Origin of the sequence: Microbulbifer sp. JSM ZJ756, from assembly GCF_044383805.1 — a bacterium.
Classification (GTDB): domain Bacteria; phylum Pseudomonadota; class Gammaproteobacteria; order Pseudomonadales; family Cellvibrionaceae; genus Microbulbifer; species Microbulbifer zhoushanensis.
Map to the genome: position 1 here is coordinate 24944 of NZ_JBISER010000011.1, position 22693 is coordinate 47636.

Sequence of the window (22693 nt, forward strand, 5' to 3'; positions counted from 1 at the left end):
AACAGTCCTTTCCTGATCTTTCCTGCCTTTTGCCGCCAGAGCAGAGTGGGTGTGACGTGTTTCTCAATCCGCTCGCTTGGTATAGTCGTAGCCGTGTATGAACGTTGACCAGAGTTCGGTCGCCGCAATCCATAACTACGCAAAAGGCCCCGTCGTGAAAACCAGACTCTACCGTGTAATCCCTGTCCTGCTGTTGCTGCTCACCCTGGGCGCCTGCGGGCCGGGAAAAGACCCGGGCAGCGAAACGGGTGCTGCGCCAGCGGAGGATGCTGCCGTGGCAGATACCGTGGATGCAACAGAGCCCGAGGTGCCGTCATTCCGCAATTACACTGAACGCGGTGACCTGCCCGCACTGGCCGAGCATGGCGTACTGCGCTTGCTGGCCCCGCGCGGGGAAACCAATAACGCCCTGCCGCGGGATGGCCTGCCGGGAAGTGCCTGGCGGCAGCTGGCAGAAAAGTTCGCCCACAGCCGGGGTTTGGATCCGCAGTGGGTGTACGTGGAATCTTTCTCCGACCTGGTACCGGCGCTGCTGGAGGGGCGGGGCGATGTAATTGCGATCAATTTCTCCCGCACCGACGGGCGCGCCGAGCAGGTGGCATTTACCCGGCCCCTGCAGTTTGTGCAGGAGCTCCTGGTCACCCGCAGTGACACCGCGGAAGGCGGGGCCGAACCGATGATGGTGGCGGTGCGCCGGGGCAGCGCTTTTGCGCGTACCCTCGAGGCGGAAAACGCGATGGTCGCCAGTGCTGCGGACCCGGTTCCGGGCGCGGGCACGGAAGCTGCCGGCGGTACACAAGCCCGTTTTGATATCACCTACCTGGATGAACCCGTCAATCACGACACGTTGCTCACTGCAGTGGTGGATGGCGAGTACCAGGCCACAGTGCTGGACAGCAACCTGGCGGATGCCCTGCTGCCAGATTACCCACAGTTGCAGGCCAGTGACAGCCTGGATTCGCAGCGCGCCATCGCCTGGGCGGTGCGCCAGGACAACTCGCAACTTGAGCGCGCGCTGAATGAGTTCCTGACCTCGGAACACGTAGTCGCGCGGCAGATGGAACAGCGTCCCCTGCGGGACTGGGCCGAGATCCAGTCCAGCCGCACACTGCGGGTGCTCACACGTAACCACCCCGCCTCGTATTTCATGTGGCAGGGTGAACTGATGGGATTCGACTACGACCTGCTCAAGCAGTTTGCCCGGGAAAATAACCTGCGCCTGAGCATGGTGGTGCCGGGGCCGGATGTGGACCTGGCCGAGGCGCTTGAATCCGGGCTCGGCGATATGGTGGCGGCGTCGATGACTGTCACCGACAAGCGCCGTGAGCAGGGCATTGAGTTCACCCGCTACTACCTGAAGGTGACCGAGCAGCTCATTGCCGCCGAGCCGTTGCCGGAAAGCGAGGCCGACAAGCCGGTGGCCGAGCTGCTGGCGGGAAGCGAAGTGGCAGTCAACCCGCTGACCAGCTTTTACGCCAACCTGCGCACGCTGGCAGCCGGCCAGGAGCAGCCGATGAAGGTGATACCGGTGAAGGGCGCGGCCACCGAGCACCTGATCGACGCAGTAGTACAGGGCAAATATGCCTATACCATCGCAGACTCGCACCTGGTGGATATCGAGCGCACTTACCGGCGCGATTTCCATGTGGTGGGTGAACTACCGGGCGAGCAGGAGATTGCCTGGGGAGTGCGCCAGGACCAGCCCGTGTTGCTCAAACAGCTGAACAGTTTCCTCAACAAGCACTATCGTGGGCTGTTTTTCAACGTCACCTACAACAAGTACTTCAAGCAATCCAAGCGCACCAGAACCCAGATTGCCGAGCGGCTGCGCAGTACGGACCAGTTGTCGCCCTACGACTCGCTGGTGAGAGAGCACGCCGCACGTTCGGACCGGGACTGGCGTATGGTGGTGGCGCAGATGTACCAGGAGAGCCAGTTCGATCCACAGGCACGCTCTTTCGCCGGCGCGCGCGGCCTGATGCAGGTGCTGCCGCGCACCGCAGGCCAGATGGGCATCAGCGACCTGTTTGTGCCGGAAAACAATATCCAGGCGGGCGTCACCTACCTGGACTGGCTGGAGGATCGCTTCCCGCGGGACCTGGATTTCGATGAGAAAATCTATTTCACCCTGGCCGCCTACAACGCCGGCCACGGCCATGTTCGCGATGCGCGCCGGCTGGCTGAGGCCATGGGTAAAGATCCGGATCGCTGGTTCGGTCATGTGGAAGAGGCCATGCTGAAGCTGTCCGAGCCGGAGTACTACCGCAAGGCGCGATTCGGTTATGTGCGCGGGCGGGAGCCGGTCAACTACGTGCGCCAGATCCGCAGTCGCTACCTGGGCTACCTGGCGGTAGCGCGCAACGACAGTGGTGAATGAGACTGGGATAATGTATTAACCTTGGCCCGGTGTGGGCATAAGCCCCGGGGCCAGGTCGCGAATCAATGTGGCAAGCCATTCGGTTACCCCCGGGTATTGCTGTGTATCCAGCACGAATTCCTGGCCGCGGGCGGCACTCTGCAGTTGGCAGTAGCCTGTCCCTGCTTCTGCCGCACGCTGCCAGCGGTCGCGGTTGGCGTGGTAGCTGAGCGGGCTGCGTCCCGGTTCCGGGTAGAAACTGGCCGGCAGGCGCCAGGCCGACGGGCGCGGTGAATCCGGCCGGGTCAGGACCAGCCGCTGGTCCAGTTGTGGGAATATACCGGCACCCGGGAGGGGGCCCTCAAGCCCGGGCAGCGACAGGCGCTTGCCGGAGATGTACAGGGTGTTATTGCTGTCCGGGCCGATATTGAAGTGGGGGTGGTAGCGCGCCCAGCCCAGCGCATCTTCTGCCAGGCTGTCCACCGGCGCTATCTCCCCGACCGACATCCAGCCCCAGATTATATGCTGCGCCGGGGCATGCCTGACAAAGCGCCAGCGCCCACCGGAATTTTCCACCGGGCGGAATAACCCGAAGTAAAGGAACAGGTCCCCCTGGGTAACGCCCTGGCGCCGCAGGTGGCCCTGGGCCGACCCGGTCTGCCCCAGTAGCGGCCGCCAGTCCCGATGGCGTGGCAGTGCGTCGGCGTGCATGTCCGGGTCCAGGTGTGCGCCCTCATCGCCACTGTGCCGCCCCCTTGTCAGGTCCTCCACCAGGTTGCCGATATTCTGCCCGCCGAACGCCAGGGCATTGAAAGGAATCGAAGACTGGCGATCGGGTATCGGCAGTGCATACAGGGAGCCATCGGGAAAAATCGGGCTGGGACAGCCGCCGGCGGAGGAATCGAAGCCCTTGCGACTGAGGATCAGGCGCATGGTTCCACCTGTGGCTGGTGGAGGTGAAGTTCGTTGGGGACGCCAGGAGATTTGGGGGAGGTGAAGGAGTTATCCATGAGGCGGAGTGATTGGTTGTTGTATGCGTGTTTAAGGCCAGTTGCGCGCGTTTTGCCTTTGCCCGTTACGGAGGGTTTTCCCCGAGGTCAGGCATGGCGTCAATCCAGCGATGTCGGTGCTGCCCGGGCTCTTTATCGCCACCCGGGGTACTCGAGCTGAAACACCCAGCCGCTGTTAACTGTCTCTGATGGCCGTTTACGCAGAAAGACTGTCTCCTCGCTATCTTTGCCTACGGTATCGCCATTTTGCAAGTCGCAGCCATTGACCAGTGCGTACCCGGCCAGGCCAATAAGGCGGCCGCGCAAAGCATCCGGTTCCTCCGGGGCATCCAGGGCTTCGAACTCGGTCCTGCCCAACAGGGCCAGTCCCTGTGTATAACCGACAGTTCGGCCATCGGTATCCCGGAATGCCTTGGCTGAGATCCACAGGCCCAGGGGCAGCTGTCGGTCAAAATCCTGGCTGAGTTCGCTCAGCAATGTTGCCCTCGATACAACATGGGAGGCCGTAGCCCAGAGAGCACCGATTACCTGGGGGCAGGTTGCCACCATTGCCCCGACCGCCTGCGATAATGCTATGGAGTGATCGAGCCCCATACCGCCCACCCGGGCTGAAACGACAATACACCACTCATGGGACCCCACCATCTCCCCCGCTTCAGGCCAGAGTGCGTTGTGTTCTAGGGCCTGACCAAGCCCTCCGGATATTGGTGTCGCGCGAGTCAGCTCAAACTGCAATTGCCCGCAGCTGGTAGCCAGCCTTTTTTCGCTGCCATAGCCTGGCGTCTCCGCCACAGGTTTCAAGTTGGGCCAGTGCCGTTCGAGATATGACTTGACCTCCTGGAGTGAAAGCCGGGGCGAACCGGTGCCGAACAGGATGGAAAATTGCGCACCCTGTTGTCCCAGCTCCTCGATGACGGTAGAACAATCCCGCAACAGGCTGAAGTCGACCGGGGGTGCGTGTTCCCGGTGTTCAGCCGGGACTGGCGTCGACCGTCTCACACCGGCAAAAACCAGTCCGAATAAGATTATCCCGCCGAGCAGATATACCAGGAGCATACCGATATCCGAATTTTCTGTCAGAACCAGCGAGTATAGCTACCCTGCCGGAGGTGGCCATGGTGGGGGAGCGCCATGGGCACCATGGGTTCAACTGGTGAGCAGGCGCAGGAAGCCCCCGCTGTGAGAGTGGTGCCGGGATGCACCGCGGAATTGCGGGCCGGGCTCAAATGGGCGGCTGAACCCTGTCAGGTTTCACCTCCAGGGCGTAATCATCCGGCCCGCTTGCGCGTTGCCGGCGAAGGATGCGCAGGTTATTGCGTGCGACGCTGTCCTCCCCGTTAAGGGACAGCGCATGCAGGTAACTCTCTTCAGCGAGTTCCAGCTGGCCGTTGCGACGGTACACTGTGCCCAGGCCTGCCCAGAGGTAGCTGGCATCCTCGTCGTGCAGGATTGCCTCACGGCTGTAGTGAAAGGCATCCCCATAGGCGTTGCGCCGCATCGCCTCCATGGCAAGGTTGTTGAGGTAGATAGCGTAGGCTTCCCGGTCACTGAGCTGGGAGAGCAACTTGCCGGCAAAGATGCGGAAATCCTCCTCGATGACATATGGCTTGTTGTCTGAAATAACGACGGCATTGATATGGCGGATATTCTGCACATAGCCCGCTTCTGCGCTGCCTGTCGCCAGTTGCTGTCGCACTGGAATGGTTGCCTGGTTAAGGCGTGCTTCTGCTCCCAGGTAGCGCGCCATGCTGACAATCATGGCAGCAAAAGAGACACAGTTACCCCGTCTTTGGGAAAAGGCCTGGGCTGCAGAGGCGGTCTGGTTCAGGTCATAGTGGAGGCGGAATTCTTTTTCCTTCAGGTCTTTCAGCACCGCGTTAAGCCGGTTGATTGGCGAGTTCCCTATCCCCACCCGGTCCAGGTAGCTACGCATTTCCTCGCTCACGATAAACAGGTCACGACCCGTGATCCGTTGCCCCTGCCGGTGTTCCGTCAGGGACGGGTGCCCCTGTAGCAGTCGGCTGGTGTTGATCCCGGGTCCGCTTTCCGGAGTGGTTGTCGTTTGTGTACAGCCCGTCGTTATGACCGCGAGCAGTAAAATCATCCATCGCATTGTTCACGCACCTCCCTGTTCCACACGTAATAGGATTACAGCGAGAGCGGAAATAGTTGCGCGGCTGAGATGAGCTACAGCGCTAGGGCGGTGAGTGGAAAACCGAGGGAATTACAGTGCCAGGCGGTTAAATACGACGAATAATCCATTCGTCCTGAAGCGCTGTTATTTCGTCGCGCCCCCGTGAGTTCCTGCCCTTTTAAGAGCCATAGGGGCGCACATCTTGCTTGATAAATGCTTGCGGCGTGCTAGCACGGTTGGTGTTCGGCCAGGCGGCCGTGATGCCAGCCTGGCTCGCTAACTCAGTACTCCTTGTAGGGCAGGAATTTTCCCGAAAGTACTACCTTCACCCGGTCGCCCTTCGGGTTTTCCTCCCGCTCGATATCAAGCGAGAAATCGATGGCGCTCATGATGCCGTCGCCGAACTCCTCGTGGATCAGTTCCTTGATCGTGGTTCCATAAACGTTGACCACTTCATACCAGCGGTAAATCAGCGGGTCGGTGGGAATGGCAGTGGGCAGGGAGCCCTTGTAGGGTACCGCCTGGAGCCAGGTAATGGCTTCATCGGGCAGGTCGAAGATCTCCGCAACCACCCTGGCCTGGGCTTCGGTCATTGCCATCTGCCCGAGACAGGCGGCGGTGGTCCACTCCCTGGACAGGCCGATGGCATTTGCCACCTGGGTCCATTGTATATCCTTGCGAACCTTTGCGGACTGGATCAGCCGGGTTACCTCTTCGCGACTGTTAATCATGGTTTTCTCCTTAAGTGGGCTGGTTGAGCAGGTACAGCAGGGTCAGGATCAGAACAAACTGCAGCGCGGCAAGGCCCCGCCAGAACGCGACTGGGTTTCGCTCGATCAGCGGCGGGCGCTGGCCAGACAGCAGGCTGTGGTTAGGGGTGCGCAGATCGTGGACGAATTCCGACAGGTGGGCATAGCGCCTGAATGGATCTGGGTGGACAGCCTGGCGGATAGCCGCATCCACCCAGCGGGGGACGGCGCTGTTGTCGCTAGCCAGGCTCCGGTAGCTGAGTCGCCTTTGCTCTGTGACTGTGCGCGCCCGTGCCATCCTGGGGCCATAGGGGAAGGCACCGGATAACATGTGATACGTGAGTACGCCGAGGGAGTAGAGGTCAGAGCGAGTGGTGGGGCACTCCCCAAGCAGGCACTCGGGGGCTGCGTACAGCGCAGTGCCCAGCAGCTCGTTGCCGCCACTGGCGCCGGCCAGCTCCTCCAGCCCGGAGACTCGCACGGCACCAAAATCAATGAGTTTTACTGTTCCACTGCGGTCGAGCATGATGTTCTCGGGTTTCAGGTCCCGGTGCAGCATTTCCATCCGGTGCAGGGCCCGCAGGCCGCGTGCCACCTGCTCGGTAATATCCCGCACACGCTCGAGGTCTGGCCGCTGGTTGTCCCGTAGCCACTGGGCCAGTGTCTGGCCGTCAATATACTCGCTGACGGTATAGAGATAGCGCCGCTGCCGGTCGATCGCTGCGGCGGCCAGCAGGTGCGTACTGCGCACCCGGCGCGCAACCCACTCTTCCATCAGCAGTCGCTCGAGATAAGCCCGATCCCCGCCAAGTTCCGTTGAGGGCGTCTTGAGGAATACGTGAGCGCCTGACTTGAGGTCTGTGGCCAGGTAGGCGTGACTACGCGCGGATATCTGCAGTTGGCGCTCGATGCGGAAGCCATCCAGTTGCTCCCCCGGTCCCAGTATGGGGGGTAATGGCAGTTGTTCTGCCTTTTCCCGTAACAGTCTGGCGCCCTCGCCGGGCAGTTGGTCGATACGGGCTATCTGGATGGTCAGGTTATCTGCGCTGCCATTGAGCTGCGCGGCGTCGACCAGCGCCTGCGCTACCTGGTCCAGGTTGGCCTGCGGGTCGGACAGCCGCTCGATAACCTGTTGTGGCGATATATGCTCATAGAGGCCGTCGGTGGCCAGGATGTAATGCTGGCCCTCCTGCAGCGGTAACTGCCGGTAGTCCGGCTGGTCCCGGTCTCGAGCCCCAAGGGCACGGCTCAGGTGGCGTTCCCCGCCAGCTGCCCACTTGCAGTGATCACTGGTGAGCAGTTCCAGGGAACCCTGGTGCAGGCGGTAAATCCGGCTGTCACCAAGGTGGAACAGGTGTGCCGACCGCCCTCGCAGTACCAGGGCGGCAAAAGTGCAGACATAGCCGTGGTCGCGTTGGTAGCGGAACTGCGTTGCACGGGTCTTGGCATCGAGCCACGCGTCAATGGCGGAGATCACGCGGGTCCCGGCTGCGCGCACAGACCAGGCCTCCGAGGTGCAGTAGTAGTCGGCCAGGAACGCTTTTACTGCGGTCTCGCTGGCAATACCACTTACTCGGCTGCTACTGATGCCATCCGCCAGGGCCAGTGCAATTCCCTTGACCACCAGTTGCGCGGCACGGGGAACGGTTGCGCCGTGGCAGTCCTGGTTATGCGCTTTCCTCCCGGCGCTGCTGTACTGGCCGATCGCGACCTGTAGTTGGCCGGGGGTATCCCTGTGGGAGTGCCCGGCCGCTGTTGGCGGCCGGGCTTTCAAGCTTTCCATACTAGAGCAGCAGGGAATCAGCTGGCGGCGGCCGGCTCTGGACTGGAATCAAGGCTGCGAGCCGGGGCCGTGCGTACATGGGTGCTGTAAAGCGTGAGCCCGGTAAAGGCGAGGCCACCCACCAGGTTACCCAGTGCAGTGGGGATCTCGTTCCAGAGAAAATAGTCGGCTACAGAAAAGCCACCACCCATGATAATGGCCGATGGAAACAGGAACATGTTTACCACCGAGTGCTCGAAGGTCATAAAGAAGAACAGCATGATCGGCATCCACATTGCCAGCACCTTGCCGCTCACGTGGGTGGAGATCATCGCGCCCACCACGCCCATGGAGACCATCCAGTTACACAGCATGCCGCGCAGGAAGATTGTAAACCAGCCGGCGGCACCGTATTCCGCATAGCCCACGGTGCGGGACTCACCGATGCCGGCAATCTTCTGCCCTACTGCACCGGGCTCGACTGAGAAGCCGTAGGTAAACACGAAGGCCATCATAAATGCCACGGTCAGCGCCCCGCCAAAATTGCCCAGGAACACCAGTCCCCAGTTGCGCAGGATCCCATTGACGGTCACCCCGGGGCGCCGGTCCAGCCACGCCAGGGGGGTCAGCACAAACACCCCCGTCAGCAGGTCAAAGCCCATCAGGTAAAGCATGCAGAAGCCCACCGGGAACAGCACCGCGCCGATCAGCGGGTTGCCGGTCGTCACCGTAATGGTAATGGCGAACACCGCTGCAAGTGCCAGGATGGCCCCGGCCATATAGGCCCGGATCAGGGTGTCGCGGGTGGACATGAAAATTTTAGCCTCGCCAGCGTCGACCATTTTGGTCGCAAATTCGGTTGGAAGTAGATAAGCCATGTTTTTGCCCCTGGAATCTGGTTATGGGTGTTTCCACTTAAAGCCATGGGCTGATTCTGCAGGCCAAAAAAAACGGCGCCTTCACCCCGTGGGGCCAAGAGGCCCGGGGAGAAGACGCCGTCGTCTGTGGAAACTGGTTGTTACAGCAAGCCGCGGAATCACGGCGAGCCTGGCAATACCAAAGCAAGCTCTATGCCAATACCTTCCAGAAAGCGTGGCCGGCCAGGAAGTGCAATAGCTGATTTACGAACTCACTTGCCCCTGGCCGGTCTGTGCGTATTTATAGTGTTTCTGGTGCACCGAGTTGGTGCGCACCCGTCCTCTGAGATTCATTCAGTCCTTGCAGTCTTCAGAACAGGTTAGAGCCGGGGAGGTTCGATTTGGCTACAGGCACTAACTTACTGTGTAAAGTTGAGCCTTCTTCTTGGTAGAGAAGCTTTTCTTTACGCGGTCGAAAATCTCATTGGCCTCCTCTCCGGAAAGGGCATCGGTTGAGAGCAGAAGCTCCAGGGCTTGTTTACAGGCGAGAATCTTCTGCTCGGGACTCGCTTCCGGATTTAGTTTCAGTTTATCTATCTCTGTCTCAAGGGACTCCAGGAAGTTTTCGCAGGCTTCCCTGCTGGGTGAGTTTTGCCACAATATGATTGCCGGTGCGCCATTATGCCTGTTTTTCACAATGACCAGATTTACCGTCTTGTAAAAGAATGCGGCCAAAAACATCGACGCGGGAAACAGTACCGAGAATAGCGCAATATACTCCCCGGTCAGGTCGTTGGGGGTGGTGTCTTTAGCAAGTATGAATATCCCCAATGCAAACAGGATCACGCTCAGGACCAGGTAACGGTAGGGTCTTTGCATGTACCTGTCGTATTTTGTGTCAAGGTCGAAGAGGTTGAAGGTCTCCTCTTTACTTGCCCTGAGGGTTCTGTATTTAACCCGGACCCTGGATTTGTCCAGAATTTCAACTTCTCGACTTCCCTGTAAGAACTTGCGTTGTCTGATTTTTTTCATTATTTAATTCCTTGTATTCAGTGTGCAAAGTTTCCATTGATCATTATGGTGGGAGACCCCAGGCATGATCCATGGTGAGGGGGTCTCAGTATCATAAGCACTGTTGGGTATTCTAGAATTTCATCGCGATGCAGCGCTGGCTTTGTTGTTGGCGGTTCATTATTACCTTTTTCAGTGTTGGCATAAGACCGGGATTGCTGTCCAGCGCCCTGCGGTACTTCTCTGCGCCGGCTTCATTACAGAGTATCGGGAATACCTGGGCGAAGGCCTTGTTATACAGCGTATCCGCTTCCGCGTTCACTCCGGGGACTGCTCCGAGGACACGTTGGCTTAATCTGTCGAAGATTTCCAGCTGCTCTGCCGGGAAGAGTGCCCCCGTCGCGGCCTTGATCTGGCTCAACTTGTACTGGTCACGCTGCCCGAGGATATTATCCAGCCATCGCTGCTTTGCGTCTTCAATCGGTCGTATGGCTTCCGCGGTAATCGCGCTATTGCGGGCTCGGTCCGTGTTGTCCCTTTCCAGTTCGGACTTAACCAATGCTTCGTAATTACCGTGCAGGTGACGGTTCAGCAGTACGATGAGTTGCCAGCGCTTGTCCTGGTCGATGGTGAGCCCATCGATGGCCAGCTCGCCATCAAGGAGCTTGCGGGCGTTGTCGAGGGCGGCCTCGGTGTGGGCGACCCGGGTAAAGGTACCGAGCCAGGTTTTCTGTTCGTCGCTGCCGGCGGGAGCATCATTCAGTTGCTCCCAGGCAAAATCCTCGATTGCGGCAAGTTGCTGGTCACGTTTATCCCGGGCCAAGTCGAGGCGATATAAATAGTCGCGGGCGGATGCCAGGTGGCCGCTGATGGCCCGGATCACATTGATATCCTGCTCGGCCGCGGCATTTTCCAGGGCGAAGCTGATCCACTCGCCCAGGGGCATCTTGCCGGACAGTACGCTGCCATAGAGGTTCTGCCACAGCATCAGGCGGGTGAAGGGACTCTCTATCGCATTGATATGTTGTGAAAGCTGCCCGACAGACTGCGGGTCCAGCTCCACCTTTACATAGCCCCAGTCCTCGTCGTTGGGGTTGAGAATCTGCGGGCAGGGCAGTCCCTCGGCTGCCTCTACCCGGGTCGAGGCGCCACTGTAGGTTACGGGTATGGCTTCCACGCGGCTCATGGTGCCGTCCTGCATCCGGTAGATGCCCAACTGGATGCGCTGGTCCCGCAGTACCGGGTACTCGTCCGGCGCTGTCTGTTCCAGGGTCAGCCCGGTGATCCTGTCGTTTTCGCACTGGAAGCTGGCGCTGAGGGTGTTAACCCCCGGCTGGTATAGCCAGGCGCGGGTCCAGTCCCCGAGGTCCTTGTCCGCCGCTTTGCCCAGGCTGCCCATAAAGTCCTGTAGCGTGGCATTGTCGTAGGCATATTCATTCAGGTAATTGCTCACTCCCTGCTGGAACTCTTCCTTGCCCAGGTAGAATGGCAGCTGCTTCAGGACCGAGCCGCCCTTGCCGTAGGTAATGCCATCGAAGTTGGAAAAGGCTTCTGCGGTGTTAGCCACTGGCAGCTCGATCGGGTGCGTGGTAACCAGCTCGTCAGAATCGTAGGCCCATTGTTTGGTGCGCAGGTAGAAATTCTCCCACACGTCATCGAACTCACTGTTCTCCGCCAGCGCCAGGTAGGCCATATAAGTGGCGAAGCTTTCCTTCAGCCAGAGTCCGTTCCACCAATCCATGGTGACCAGGTCACCAAACCACATATGGGCCATTTCGTGCGCGATCACATTGGCCAGGCGCTGTCGCTCGGCCTGGGTTTTCTCGCCACGGGAAACATAGGCCTCGTTAAAGGTGACGGCGGCCACATTCTCCATGGCACCGATGGTGAAATCCGGCACGATTACCTGGTCGTATTTGCCGAATGGATAGTCGATGCCGTAGTAGTCCTGGAAGAAGTCGAATGACTGTCTGGTGAAGGTGAACCAGTCTTCCGGTTTTACATTCGGTGCCAGTGTCTGGCGTGCCATCAGGCGCAGGGGGATACCGTTCGCGTCGTCTTCCCAGACTTCGTAGGGGCCGGCATGCAGCGGGAAGATATAGGAGGAAAACTTCTTCGTCTGCGGGAAGTGCCAGAGCCTGTGGCCATCTGCGGTGTTCTCGACCTTGTCCTCGCGGGCAGTGGTCACCACCTGCCAGTCGGCCGGGGCTTTGACCTGCACGGTATAGCGCGCTTTCAGGTCGGGCTGGTCAAAGTGTGGGAAAAAGCGATTGGCCTTGTAGGGCTCAAAGTGGGTGTACAGGTAGACATTACCGTCTTCCGGGTCCTGGAAGCGGTGCAGGCCGGAACCATCGGTGGAGTATGGGTGGTTGTAAGTAATGGCGATGCTGTTCTCGCCAGCCTGCAGGCGCTCTGGGGCAATGCTGATAAAGTAGTCGTTGTAGTCGAAGGGAATTTCCTTACCTCCGACCGTCACTTTCTCCACGTTGCCACCGGTGAAGTCGATAGTCAGGGGCTGGTCCGGAACTTGCGCCAGCGTGGTGTCGGCTACCACGGTGCCGGTAAAAGTCTCTCCCTCGTTATCCAGTGCCACAGAGATGCTGTAGTCCACATCGGCAATCTGCTGTTTGCGCCACTTGGCATACTCGGCCGTCAGCTCCGGGCCATCAGCGCGCGAAACCGCATTACCATCGCTTTGCTGTGTGCTGGCTGCGGCGGGACGGTCCGGGGATTGACCGGACGCGACCGGGTCATTGCCCGCGCTGTCCTTTCCACAGGCGGTGAGTATGGCTGCGGATAACAGTGTTGCCGTAAACAGGGGTAGCTTTCTCATGGGGAACTCCGGTGTTCGCGCCGGTCGGGATCGCGGATTGTTATATATACATATCCAGGCGGGCTGTGCGCCGGGCTTTAAGTGAGTTATACCACGCCGACGCAGCCGCTTCGAGGAACAGGATATTCAGAGAGTGGTGGCAAAATGGTGGCTTGTGATATCGAACCCTTCGCGCAGGTAGAAGCGGTGTGCGGCGAAGCGTTGCACGCCGGAATCCAGGTGCAGTTGTTCGCAGTTGTTCTCCCGTCCGTAATGCTTCAGCCAGCTGACCAGAGCCTTGCCGGCTCCGCTGGAGCGGTGATTCTGGTCCGTAACCAGGTCGTCCACATAGATATGCTTACCCCAGGCGAGCTTGCGGTTGATGACGAACCCTGCAACGGCAACCGGTATGCCGTCGACCAGCGCGATGGCTACCTGGTAACCGTCCTCCTGCTGGGCCCTGATTTGACGGAGCAGGGCTGCGTGGCTGAATTGGGGCCGCAACTGCAGCAGTAGTTCCGCGGCAGCCGAGAGATCGGTGTCGCTGGTGGCCAGTCGGATTTCCATTGATGCATTTCTCCGGTTCAGTTGCCTGTGTTTGCCGCTTCATTCCTGGATTGCAGGACCTGTTCGATAAAGTCTGCCCAGACCGGGTCGGGCTCCCAGACCTGCAGCAAAAGTTCCCGCGCACGGCTCTCGGGCCAGTCCTGCTTCACGGTGTGATAGAGGTACATAAATGCAGAGACGCGCATATTCATGGCGCAGTGCACCCACACCCGGCTGCCGGCCTGTTGGCGCAGTACAGCCGCGAAGAGTTCAAACTGGCTTACCTGTGGCCGGTCGAAACGCACCGGGATATGCACATAGCTCATGCCGTGCCCGGTCACGACATCGCCCTCGTGTTCGATGGCGTTACTGGCGGTACTGAGGGCAAGGTTGATTACGCTGGTATAGCCGAGTTCGGCGATCTGCCTGAAGTCATCGGCGCTGGGTTGGCCGGATGTGGCAATGTGGTCGGAGACCCGTAGGAAATTGGTGATATTGATAGCGATTCCCTCCGTGGAAGTGGGTCGCCTTTATAACATGCCCCGCCCGGCACTGTGGCCGGGCGGAAGCGGGCGGGGAATCAGTTGCTCGGGAACGAGAACTGGGCACCTTCGCGTACCCCGCTGGACGGCCAGCGCTGGGTGATGGTCTTGCGGTTGGTGTAGAAGCGCACACCGTCCGGGCCATAGGCGGACAGGTCGCCGAACAGGGAGCGCTTCCAGCCGCCGAAGCTGTGGTAAGCCACGGGTACCGGCAGCGGTACGTTGATGCCCACCATGCCGACCAGGATATTGTCGCTGAAGTAGCGCGCCGCTTCGCCGTCACGGGTGAAGATGCAGGTGCCGTTGCCGTACTCGTGGTCGTTGATCATCTGCATGGCCTCTTCCATGCTGTTGGCGCGCACCACCAGCAGCACCGGGCCGAAGATCTCCTCCTCGTAGCAGGTCATGCCCGGCTTGACGTTGTCGATCAGGGTGCCACCGACAAAGAAGCCGTTCTCGCCGCCGTCCACTTTCGGGTTGCGGCCATCTACCACGATGCTGGCACCCTGCTCTGCGGCGCTGGTGATATAGCCGTTGACCTTGTGCATGTGCGCCTCGGTGATCACCGGGCCAAAGTCATTGCTGCTGTCGGTGTAGGCGCCGACCTTCAGCTTGCCCATCTCTGCGGTCATTTTCTCGACCAGGGCATCGGCGGCTTCATCGCCGACACACACGGCAACCGACAGGGCCATGCAGCGCTCACCGGAAGAACCGAAGGCTGCACCGGTGAGGGCGGCCACGGCGTTGTCCATATCGGCGTCGGGCATGATGATGGCGTGGTTCTTGGCCCCGCCCAGGGCCTGGCAGCGCTTGCCGTGGGCGCTGGCTGTGGCGTAGACATATTCGGCGATCGGGGTGGAGCCCACGAAGCTGACCGCCTTCACGCGGTCATCGGTCAGCAGGGTGTCGACGGCTACCTTATCGCCGTTCACCACATTCATGACGCCGTCCGGGAGGCCGGCCTCCTGCAGCAGCTGGGCCAGGTATAGTGAGGCGGACGGGTCGCGCTCGGACGGCTTCAGCACGAAGGTGTTGCCGCAGACGATGGCCAGCGGGAACATCCACAGCGGCACCATGGCCGGGAAGTTGAACGGGGTGATACCGGCGCAGACGCCCAGCGGCTGCATCTCGCTCCAGGAGTCGATGCCCGGGCCCACGTTGCGGCTGTGCTCGCCCTTCAGCATCTGCGGGGCGCAGCAGGCGAAGTCCACATTCTCGATGCCGCGGGTCAGTTCGCCCATGGCGTCGTGGGAGATCTTGCCGTGCTCTTCACCGATCATCGCGCAGATCTGCTCGGCATTCTCTTCCAGCAGCTGCTTGAACTTGAACATGACCCTGGCGCGCTTGGCCGGTGGGGTGTTGCGCCATGCCGGGTAGGCGGCCTGTGCGGCGGCGATGGCTTCCTCGACAGTGGATCTGGCCGCGATGGCCACCTGCCTGGTGACCTCACCGGTGGCCGGGTTGAATACGTCCTGGGTACGCTCGGCGGTCTCGTTGACCTGGCCGTTGATGTAATGACCCACAATGCTCATGTGTCTTCCTCTTTTTATCTATCAATTCTCTGGCCGTCATCCGGCGGGATGACGGCATTGTTTGTTATTGGCTGTCCGCCACCTGCTTGATGGCGTCGCCCAGCGCGCTGACCAGGCTGTCGATCTCTTCCGGCTGGGCGACGAAGGGCATGCCCAGCTGCACGGTGTCGCCACCGTAGCGCACATAGAAGCCTTTCTCCCACATTTTCATCGCAATCTGGAAGGGCCGCAGCAGCGGTTCGCCAGGCGCCGCCTCGATGGTGAGGCCGGCGGCCACGCCGCAGTTGCGGATATCGGTGACCAGCGGCAGGCCCTGCAGCTGGTGCACCCGGTCCTCCAGTACCGCGGCCAGCTCGCCGGCGCGGGCGAACAGGTTTTCCTTCTCCAGGATGTCCAGCGATGCCAGTGCCGCGGCGCAGGCGACCGGGTGGGCGGAGTAGGTATAGCCGTGGGGCAGCTCCAGCAGGTAGTCGGGGCCACCCTGTTCCATAAAGGTGTCGTAGATCTCCTGCCTGGCGATAACCGCACCCATGGGCACGGCGCCGTTGGTGAGCTGCTTGGCGGTGTTGATGATGTCCGGGGTCACGCCGAAGGCCTCGGCACCGGTGGCGGCCCCCATGCGGCCGAAGGCAGTGATCACCTCATCGAAGATCAGCAGGATATCGTGCTGGTCGCAGATCTCCCGCAGGCGCTGCAGGTAGCCCCTGGGCGGCGGCAGCACGCCGGCGGAACCAGCCATGGGCTCGACAATCACCGCGGCGATGTTGGAGGCATCGTGCAGCGCCACCAGCTCCAGCAGCTCGTCGGCCAGGTGGGCACCTTCCTCCGGCATGCCCCGGCTGAAGCGGTTCTCCGGCAGTACGGTATGGGCCAGGTGGTCAGCGTCCACCGCAGCGCCGTAGAGGGCGCGATTGGCCCCGATGCCGCCAACACTGATGCCGCCGAAGTTCACCCCATGGTAGCCCTTGGCACGGCCGATCAGCTTGGTCTTGGACGGCATGCCTTTCTTGCGCCAGTAGGCGCGGGCGATCTTCAGGGAGGTTTCTGCGGACTCGGAGCCGGAACCGGTAAAGAACACCCGGTTCAGGCCCTCGGGCATGAACCGGGTGATGCGCTCGGCCAGCTGGAATGCCTTGGGGTGGCCGAACTGGAAGGCCGGGGCGTAGTCCAGGGTGGTCAGCTGCTTGCTCACCGCCTCGGCAATCTCTGCCCGGTTGTGGCCCGCACCGCAGGTCCACAGGCCAGACAGGCCGTCGAAGATACGGCGGCCGTCGGCACTGGTGTAGTAGCAACCGTCGGCACCGGTGATGATGCGGGGGTCGCGCTTGAACTGGCGGTTGCCCGTGTAAGCCATCCAGTGGGCATCCAGCTGTGACTGGGTCAGCCCGGCGTAGTTGTCACTCATTGTTATTCTCCGGAAGACACGGATTGTTGATGTGGGATGCCAGGACTTTAGGTGAAGCTCAAAGTTGCATAAACTGCAATTTATCGATCTTTAGTTTCACTAATATGCAACTAAGGGGGGGTGGCCGACTTTGAGTGAGGGTAAAGATGGCGCGTAAACAGGCGGCCCTGCTGGGGCAGCTCTCCGATATCGACCTGCGCCTGTTGCGGGTATTCCGTGCCGTGGCCGAGGCCGGTGGCTTCTCGGCGGCGGAACTGGAGCTGAACGTGGGGCGCTCCACCATCAGCCGCCATATCAAGGACCTGGAGGTGCGCCTCGGGGTCACCCTGTGCCGGCGCGGTCGCGCCGGCTTTGCCCTGACCGACGAGGGCCGCCAGATCTACCAGGCCACGCTCAAGCTGCTGGCCTCCCTGGATGCCTTCCGGGGCGAGGTGGCGGACGTGCACCGGCGCATGACCGGCCATATTGCCATCGCCTTGTTCGACAAGATGGTCACCAACCCCGCCGCCCATATCGCCGACGCCCTGCGCCGCTTCGATGACCTGGCACCGGAGGTGAGCCTGGATATCCATATCGAGCCCATTAACGAGATCGAGCGCGGCGTGATGGAGGGGCGTTTCCAGCTGGGGGTGATCCCGGCGCACCGGGCTTCCCCCAGCCTCAGCTACCAGCACCTGTTTGATGAGCAGATGTACCTCTACTGCGGCTACCGTCATCCGCTGTTCGACACTGCGGATATCTCCATTGACGATACCGCGATCCGCGGCTGCAAATATGCCGGGCTGGGCTATCACTCCCCGAACATGGAGGTGGGCAACCGGCTGGGGCTGGAGCGGGATATCACCGTCAACGACCAGGAAGCCATCGTGCACTGCCTGCAGTCGGGCCGTTATATCGGCTACCTGCCGGATCATTATGCGGAGACGTTCGTGAAGAAAGGGGAAATCCGCGCGATCTGCCCGCTGCGCTACCAGTACCAGTGTGAGTTCGTGGCTATACAGCGGATCTCACCGAAGCCCTCGCGGATAGTGGCGACGCTGTGGGAATGTCTCGCTGACGTACATGACAGATAAGAAGGCAGGTGAGCATTGCCGCCATCATGGTGGCCCGGAAGGTGGTTGCCGGGGACGTAGCTCAACGGTATAGCAGCGGGTTTATACCCCGCAGCGCCAGATAAGCGGCAGGTTGTGGGTTCGATTCCCACCGTCCCTACCACAGGTTCCGGATATCCCCGCCGGCAATCGATATTTACCCCTGGGCGGATTTTCCTGCGCGAAAGAATCAACCCTCTTCGCTGTCCACAGCCTCGCGCAGCTTGCCGAACACATCGCGAATAAATTTCTTTGCGGCCGGCATCCTCTTGTCCAGCTCTGATCGCATTGCCAGCAGCTCCCCGTTATCCGGACTGACGCGCAGGCCCCATTTCACGTTGTAGTCTGCACGCTCCAGGTCGTCTTCGAGCAGGCCGGCGCGGGCGCGGCGGATATATTCCGCGGTTACCTGCCCGATCCCGGCAGTGGCCTGGGGATTGTCCGGGTCCAGGGTCAGGGCCTCACGATAGTAGTGGATAGCATTGTCGTTCTTGGGGCGGTGCAGTCGATCATGCTCGATCGCCTCTGCGCCCATGATAACCAGGGCCTCGATACGTTTCTCTGTCACTGCCTGCAGTCCCCGGGCTGCTGCCGGGTTGTCGCCATCCAGCAGCAGGACCTGGCGGTAGTAGTAGCGCGCATTGTCCTCTTCCGGTGATATATAGCGGCCTTCCTGCAGGCCCCGCCCCGCGAGTTCCAGCAGTTCGCGAATCCGGCGGTCGGTCTCGCTCTCGTAAGTCAGCGCCATGATGACGGCGGCCAGTGCCAGCACGGCGGCGCCAGCGACGGGAGCTGCTTTCCCTTTCAGCCACTGGGGAGCCGTCAGTGCTGGCCCGCGGGCAGTGGCGATACGCGTTCCGGTCGGGCTATCGACCAATGTTGTAATGGCAGCAGCCAGTTCATGGCAGGACTGGAAGCGCTGCGCGGGTTGCTTTGCCAGCATGCGTGACAGCAGCGGTGACAGGTAATCCAGCTCCGCGGGCAGGGTCGGGATCGGTTGCTGGATATGGTTGATGGCGGTGGAGGTGTGGCTGTCGCCCTTGAAGGGATTGTAGCCCAGCAGCAACTCCAGCAGGATCACGCCCAGGCCGTAAATATCGGTGGTGATATCCAGCGGCTGTCCCTGTGCCTGCTCCGGGCTGCTGTAGGACGGGCTGCCCAGGCTGAAACCGGCTTGGGTCAGGTCCGAGTTGTTGTCGGCATCCTTGGCGATACCGAAATCCGTCAATACCGCCGTGCCATCAGCACGAAAGAGGATATTCGCCGGCTTCACGTCCCGGTGGATGATGCCCTTGTCGTGCACCACCGCCAGGCCCTCGGCAATTTGCCGGATCAGCTGCAGGATTGCACCGGGCTTCCGGAACCGTTCCTGGTTCTCGCTGAGATCACCACCGTCCAGGAGCTCCATGGCGATGTAGTAATCGCCGCTGGGGAGAGTCGAGATATCGTGGATGGTGATGATATGTGGGTTGGCCAGGCTGGCGATAAAGTGCGCTTCCCTGATAAAGCGCGCATTGAGCGACTCATCGGCACTTTTGCGCAGTACCTTGATGGCCACCTTGCGATTCAGGGATTCCTGGGTGGCCAGGTACACCGAGGCCATACCGCCATGGCCGATCTGGCCGTGGACCGTGTAACCGGGAATTTCGAGATCGGGATGACTCATCGGGGTGACTTACCAGGTGCGCGGATTTCCTGCCGTAGAACAGGGGCGCTTACTTTGTGAACACAGTCACAGGGCCCCATCACATTACCAGCTAGCGGCAAGGATACCGCTCCCGTGGGGCGAGATAAAGCTGGCCCGGAGCCTCGCGCTGGGGGTTTATGTCTTCAGTGCAACGCTGCTGGCAGCGGTCGATGCCCTCGCCGACCTCACCCTCGCCGAGGTCACATAGTGCCGAGAGATAAATATCACTGGCCGGGGAATAACCATTTTCGGACAGGTAATCGACGATTTAGGTAAAGAAGGAGGCATCAATATCCAGCGTATTCAGTGCGTAATCGAACATGGGCGCCAGCTTCTGGTGCTGTTCTGCCGATTGATATCCAGCTTAAACGAACGGCAAACAGCAGTCAGTGAAGCCGTGACCAGCGGCAGCTGTTTGTATGTGAGAGTGGCCCGGCCGGGCAATATTAAAACGGTGCGGGTTCGGCGGGTGGGAAACTGGATCAGGCTGCGCCTGATAGAGGGTTAGCAGTCGCCACCACCACCATCACCACCACCGTCTGCACCATTGCTGGCGCTGGAGATGCCGGCTGCGTCGCCCCCGGAATACTGCCTGCTGCCACTGCGCTGGTCTTTACCGAAAGTGACAACCAGCCACAACAGGGACGAAACAAGAAAGAAGGTGAAAATCATCGGGGCAATACCCGACCGGAAAGTGCTTTCTGAAGAAATGTCTATCAGCTGCCAGGAGCCGAAAAGCCCCAGGGCGTTGATCAAAAATGCTTTCATCAATAATCCTTATCTTCGGTAGTGATAAACACTGCCCGGCAGCCCGATTCCCCGGGGACTGCTGCACTCCCAGCTCTCACTCTGGCGCGTTTTATAGCACCCGCTGGCGCCGCCTACGACCGGGTGTAAGGTAATGTAATTGCAGTATGTACCAGAGTGCCATTTGGGTCGGAAAGCTATGTCGAACGTACTTTTTCTTTTCACGCAGAGCGGCATCGCTCTTATGGGAACATAGTTGATTTTCAGGCAGGCGAAAGGCTGCGGCGAGAGTGTGAATCACACAGTGAATTTGTGTGGGGTACTGCCCGGCTAAATCCTGGCTTACTGGGATTGCTCGCCAGAGCTATGACCATGGCGATTCATGCCTTGCAGGCCAGCTTGGGGATCTGGTGATGATGGTAAAGGGAGGAAAGAAGAGAGGGGCGGGCGTTGCCCTGAAAACAGGCGGGGGCATTCCTGCCCCCGATAATCATAAATGTCAGGCGGGGGCAGGCTCCGCATCGGCGGTGGCAATGCGGTCGATATAGGGTGCCAGTTCCGGTTTGTTCTCCAGGATTTCCGCGCGGGTCAGGCCGTCGATCTCATGCGGGAACACCAGCCACTGGCTGGTCTTGTGGATAAAGTAATCCGGCTCGCGCTCGGTCTTGTTGTTCGCCGGCTTGTAGTATGGCGTCGCCACGCGGATCTGCGGGGTGTTCTTCTTGCAGGCCTTTTGCAGGTCCTTGATGGTCTGGTCGATGCTGAGGCCTGAGTCGTGCACGTCGTCCACGATCAGCAGGTTGTCGTGGGACTCCAGGCGCTTGATCAGGTAGGTCAGGCCATGCACCCGCACATGCTTGTCGCGCTGGCCAATACCGGTGTAGGACGAGGTGCGGATGGCAATATGGTCCGCGTCCACGCCCATCACGTGCAGCAGCTCCTGCACGGCGATACCCACGGGTGCGCCGCCACGCCAGACGCCGACAATGTAGTTGGGGCGGAAACCGCTCTGGAAAACCTGCTCTGCCAGTGCGTAGGAGTCTGCCAGCAGTTGCTGCGCGCTGATAAAATGCTTCTTCACGTTACTTCCCTACCTTAGAAAAATACAAACTTGGCAATGAACAGGGCCGCCAGCAGGTAAACACTGATGCTGACATCCCGCGAGCGACCGCTCAGGGTCTTGATGACCGCGTAAGCGATAAAGCCCAGGGCGATACCGTTGGCGATGGAGAAAGACAGCGGCATCATTACCGCGGCGATGACCGCCGGAGCCGCCTCGGTAATGTCATCCCAGTCGATGGAGGACAGGCCCGAAGTCATCAGCACTGCCACGTACATCAGGGCACCGGCGGTGGCGTAGGCGGGCACCATACCCACCAGCGGCGAGAAAAACAGGGCCAGCAGGAACAGGCCGGCACAGACCACGGCGGTGAGGCCGGTGCGTCCGCCAGCGGCAACGCCCGCAGTGCTCTCGACATAAGTCGTGGTGGTGGAGGAACCCAGCAGGGAGCCCACGGCAGAGGCCGAGCTGTCGGCCATCAGCGCCTTGCCCATGCCCGGCAGCTTGCCCTCTTTATCCAGTAGCTTGGCCCGGTCGGCGGTGCTCAGCAGGGTGCCGGCGGTATCGAACAGGTCGACGAACAGGAAGGCGAAGATCACGCTGATCATGCCCACTTCAAAGGCGCCGGCAATATCCAGCTGCATGAATGTCGCTGCCATGCTCGGCGGGGCGGAAACCAGGCCGGCGTATTGCACCTTGCCCATCACCAGTGAAATCGCGGTGGTGACAAGAATGCCGATCATCACGGCACCCAGCATGCGCCGGAACGCCAGCGCGGTGATCAGGAAGAAGCTCAGCGCGGCCAGGATGGCATCGCTGGAGGTCATATCCCCCAGGGTTACCAGGGTGGCCGGGCTGGCGACCACAATGCCGGCGCTCTTCAGCGCGATAATGGCCAGGAACAGGCCCACGCCCGCCGCCAGTGCCTGCCGCAGGGACATGGGAATACTGTCGATAATCCACTGCCGCACCTTGAAGATACTCAGCAGCAGGAAAACCACACCGGAGATAAATACCGCCCCCAGGGCTACCTGCCAGCTGTAGCCCATCTCCCCGACGACCACGAAGCTGAAGAAGGCGTTCAGGCCCATGCCCGGTGCCAGTGCGAAGGGGTAGTTGGCGTAGAGCCCCATAATGAGGCAGCCGATGGCCGCGGCCAGGCAGGTGGCCGTGAACACCGCACCCTTGTCCATGCCGGCTGCGGCCATGATGTTCGGGTTAACAAAGATGATATAGGCCATCGTCAGGAAGGTGGTGACACCGGCAATTATTTCCTGGCGGACACTGCTCTGGCGCTCGGACAGCTTGAAGAGGCGCTCCAGCAGTGAGGCTTTCCCGGGCGACTGGGGTACTGCGGTCTTGTCGGTCGCAGAAGCGGGGGCTTGGTTCATG

General features: G+C 60.4%; 18 protein-coding genes and 1 tRNA gene. 3 read left to right on the forward strand and 16 right to left on the reverse strand.

All coding sequences use genetic code 11. The features are described 5' to 3' along the window. The first annotated feature begins 154 nt into the window (after positions 1–154). The gene (locus ACH6CX_RS16215; protein WP_396675913.1) at positions 155–2377 is read left to right on the forward strand and encodes a transporter substrate-binding domain-containing protein; all 2223 of its coding nucleotides are present in this window, start codon (positions 155–157) and stop codon (positions 2375–2377) included. A gap of 15 nt (positions 2378–2392) precedes the next feature. On the opposite strand, the gene ACH6CX_RS16220 is transcribed toward ACH6CX_RS16215, so the two are convergent. From ACH6CX_RS16220 to ACH6CX_RS16275, 12 genes are all read right to left on the reverse strand, one after another. Further along, positions 2393–3289: a hypothetical protein gene (locus ACH6CX_RS16220; protein WP_233006633.1), complete on the reverse strand. Its 897-nt coding sequence runs from the start codon at positions 3287–3289 to the stop codon at positions 2393–2395. 209 nt (positions 3290–3498) lie between these two features. Further along, positions 3499–3915, reverse strand: a complete 417-nt coding sequence (locus tag ACH6CX_RS16225) for a DUF4261 domain-containing protein (protein ID WP_255774646.1) — start codon at positions 3913–3915, stop codon at positions 3499–3501. Positions 3916–4588: 673 nt separating this feature from the next. Continuing rightward, positions 4589–5479: a transglutaminase domain-containing protein gene (locus tag ACH6CX_RS16230; protein ID WP_233006631.1), complete on the reverse strand. Its 891-nt coding sequence runs from the start codon at positions 5477–5479 to the stop codon at positions 4589–4591. 302 nt (positions 5480–5781) lie between these two features. Next, complete coding sequence (gene cynS, locus ACH6CX_RS16235; protein ID WP_233006630.1) at positions 5782–6231, reverse strand: cyanase; 450 nt, start codon at positions 6229–6231, stop codon at positions 5782–5784. A 10-nt stretch (positions 6232–6241) separates the two neighbouring features. Next, positions 6242–8032 (reverse strand): bifunctional protein-serine/threonine kinase/phosphatase, encoded by a 1791-nt coding sequence (locus ACH6CX_RS16240; protein ID WP_233006629.1) that lies wholly within the window; start codon positions 8030–8032, stop codon positions 6242–6244. A gap of 17 nt (positions 8033–8049) precedes the next feature. After that, a complete protein-coding gene (locus ACH6CX_RS16245; protein ID WP_233006628.1) occupies positions 8050–8889 on the reverse strand; it encodes a formate/nitrite transporter family protein in 840 nt (279 codons plus the stop codon). Positions 8890–9282: 393 nt separating this feature from the next. Beyond that, positions 9283–9900, reverse strand: coding sequence for a hypothetical protein (locus ACH6CX_RS16250; protein ID WP_233006627.1), 618 nt, complete (start codon positions 9898–9900; stop codon positions 9283–9285). A gap of 112 nt (positions 9901–10012) precedes the next feature. Further along, positions 10013–12712, reverse strand: a complete 2700-nt coding sequence (pepN, locus tag ACH6CX_RS16255) for an aminopeptidase N (protein ID WP_233006626.1) — start codon at positions 12710–12712, stop codon at positions 10013–10015. Between the two features lie 126 nt (positions 12713–12838). Further along, positions 12839–13258, reverse strand: coding sequence for a GNAT family N-acetyltransferase (locus ACH6CX_RS16260; protein WP_233006625.1), 420 nt, complete (start codon positions 13256–13258; stop codon positions 12839–12841). 17 nt (positions 13259–13275) lie between these two features. After that, on the reverse strand, positions 13276–13743 hold the full coding sequence (locus ACH6CX_RS16265; RefSeq protein WP_396675995.1) for a protein tyrosine phosphatase family protein: 468 nt from the start codon (positions 13741–13743) through the stop codon (positions 13276–13278). Positions 13744–13817: 74 nt separating this feature from the next. After that, positions 13818–15311 carry a CoA-acylating methylmalonate-semialdehyde dehydrogenase gene (locus ACH6CX_RS16270; RefSeq protein WP_396675918.1) on the reverse strand — a complete coding sequence of 498 codons (1494 nt, stop codon included), beginning with the start codon at positions 15309–15311 and terminating at the stop codon, positions 13818–13820. A 64-nt stretch (positions 15312–15375) separates the two neighbouring features. Beyond that, positions 15376–16716 carry an aspartate aminotransferase family protein gene (locus tag ACH6CX_RS16275; protein WP_396675920.1) on the reverse strand — a complete coding sequence of 447 codons (1341 nt, stop codon included), beginning with the start codon at positions 16714–16716 and terminating at the stop codon, positions 15376–15378. Positions 16717–16862: 146 nt separating this feature from the next. Here ACH6CX_RS16275 and ACH6CX_RS16280 point away from each other — a divergent pair, with 146 nt between their 5' ends. Both ACH6CX_RS16280 and ACH6CX_RS16285 read left to right on the forward strand, forming a co-directional pair. Continuing rightward, positions 16863–17789 carry a LysR family transcriptional regulator gene (locus tag ACH6CX_RS16280; RefSeq protein ID WP_233006622.1) on the forward strand — a complete coding sequence of 309 codons (927 nt, stop codon included), beginning with the start codon at positions 16863–16865 and terminating at the stop codon, positions 17787–17789. 50 nt (positions 17790–17839) lie between these two features. After that, positions 17840–17931: transfer RNA gene (locus tag ACH6CX_RS16285), tRNA-Ile, on the forward strand. A gap of 66 nt (positions 17932–17997) precedes the next feature. Here the strand turns inward: ACH6CX_RS16285 and ACH6CX_RS16290 are convergent. The 4 genes from ACH6CX_RS16290 to ACH6CX_RS16305 form a co-directional block, all read right to left on the reverse strand. After that, positions 17998–19473: a protein kinase gene (locus ACH6CX_RS16290; protein WP_396675922.1), complete on the reverse strand. Its 1476-nt coding sequence runs from the start codon at positions 19471–19473 to the stop codon at positions 17998–18000. 525 nt (positions 19474–19998) lie between these two features. Continuing rightward, positions 19999–20262: a hypothetical protein gene (locus ACH6CX_RS16295; protein WP_396675924.1), complete on the reverse strand. Its 264-nt coding sequence runs from the start codon at positions 20260–20262 to the stop codon at positions 19999–20001. A gap of 478 nt (positions 20263–20740) precedes the next feature. Beyond that, on the reverse strand, positions 20741–21322 hold the full coding sequence (locus ACH6CX_RS16300; protein WP_233006619.1) for a phosphoribosyltransferase: 582 nt from the start codon (positions 21320–21322) through the stop codon (positions 20741–20743). Between the two features lie 14 nt (positions 21323–21336). Next, positions 21337–22692: an NCS2 family permease gene (locus tag ACH6CX_RS16305; protein WP_233006618.1), complete on the reverse strand. Its 1356-nt coding sequence runs from the start codon at positions 22690–22692 to the stop codon at positions 21337–21339. Position 22693 lies beyond the last annotated feature (1 nt).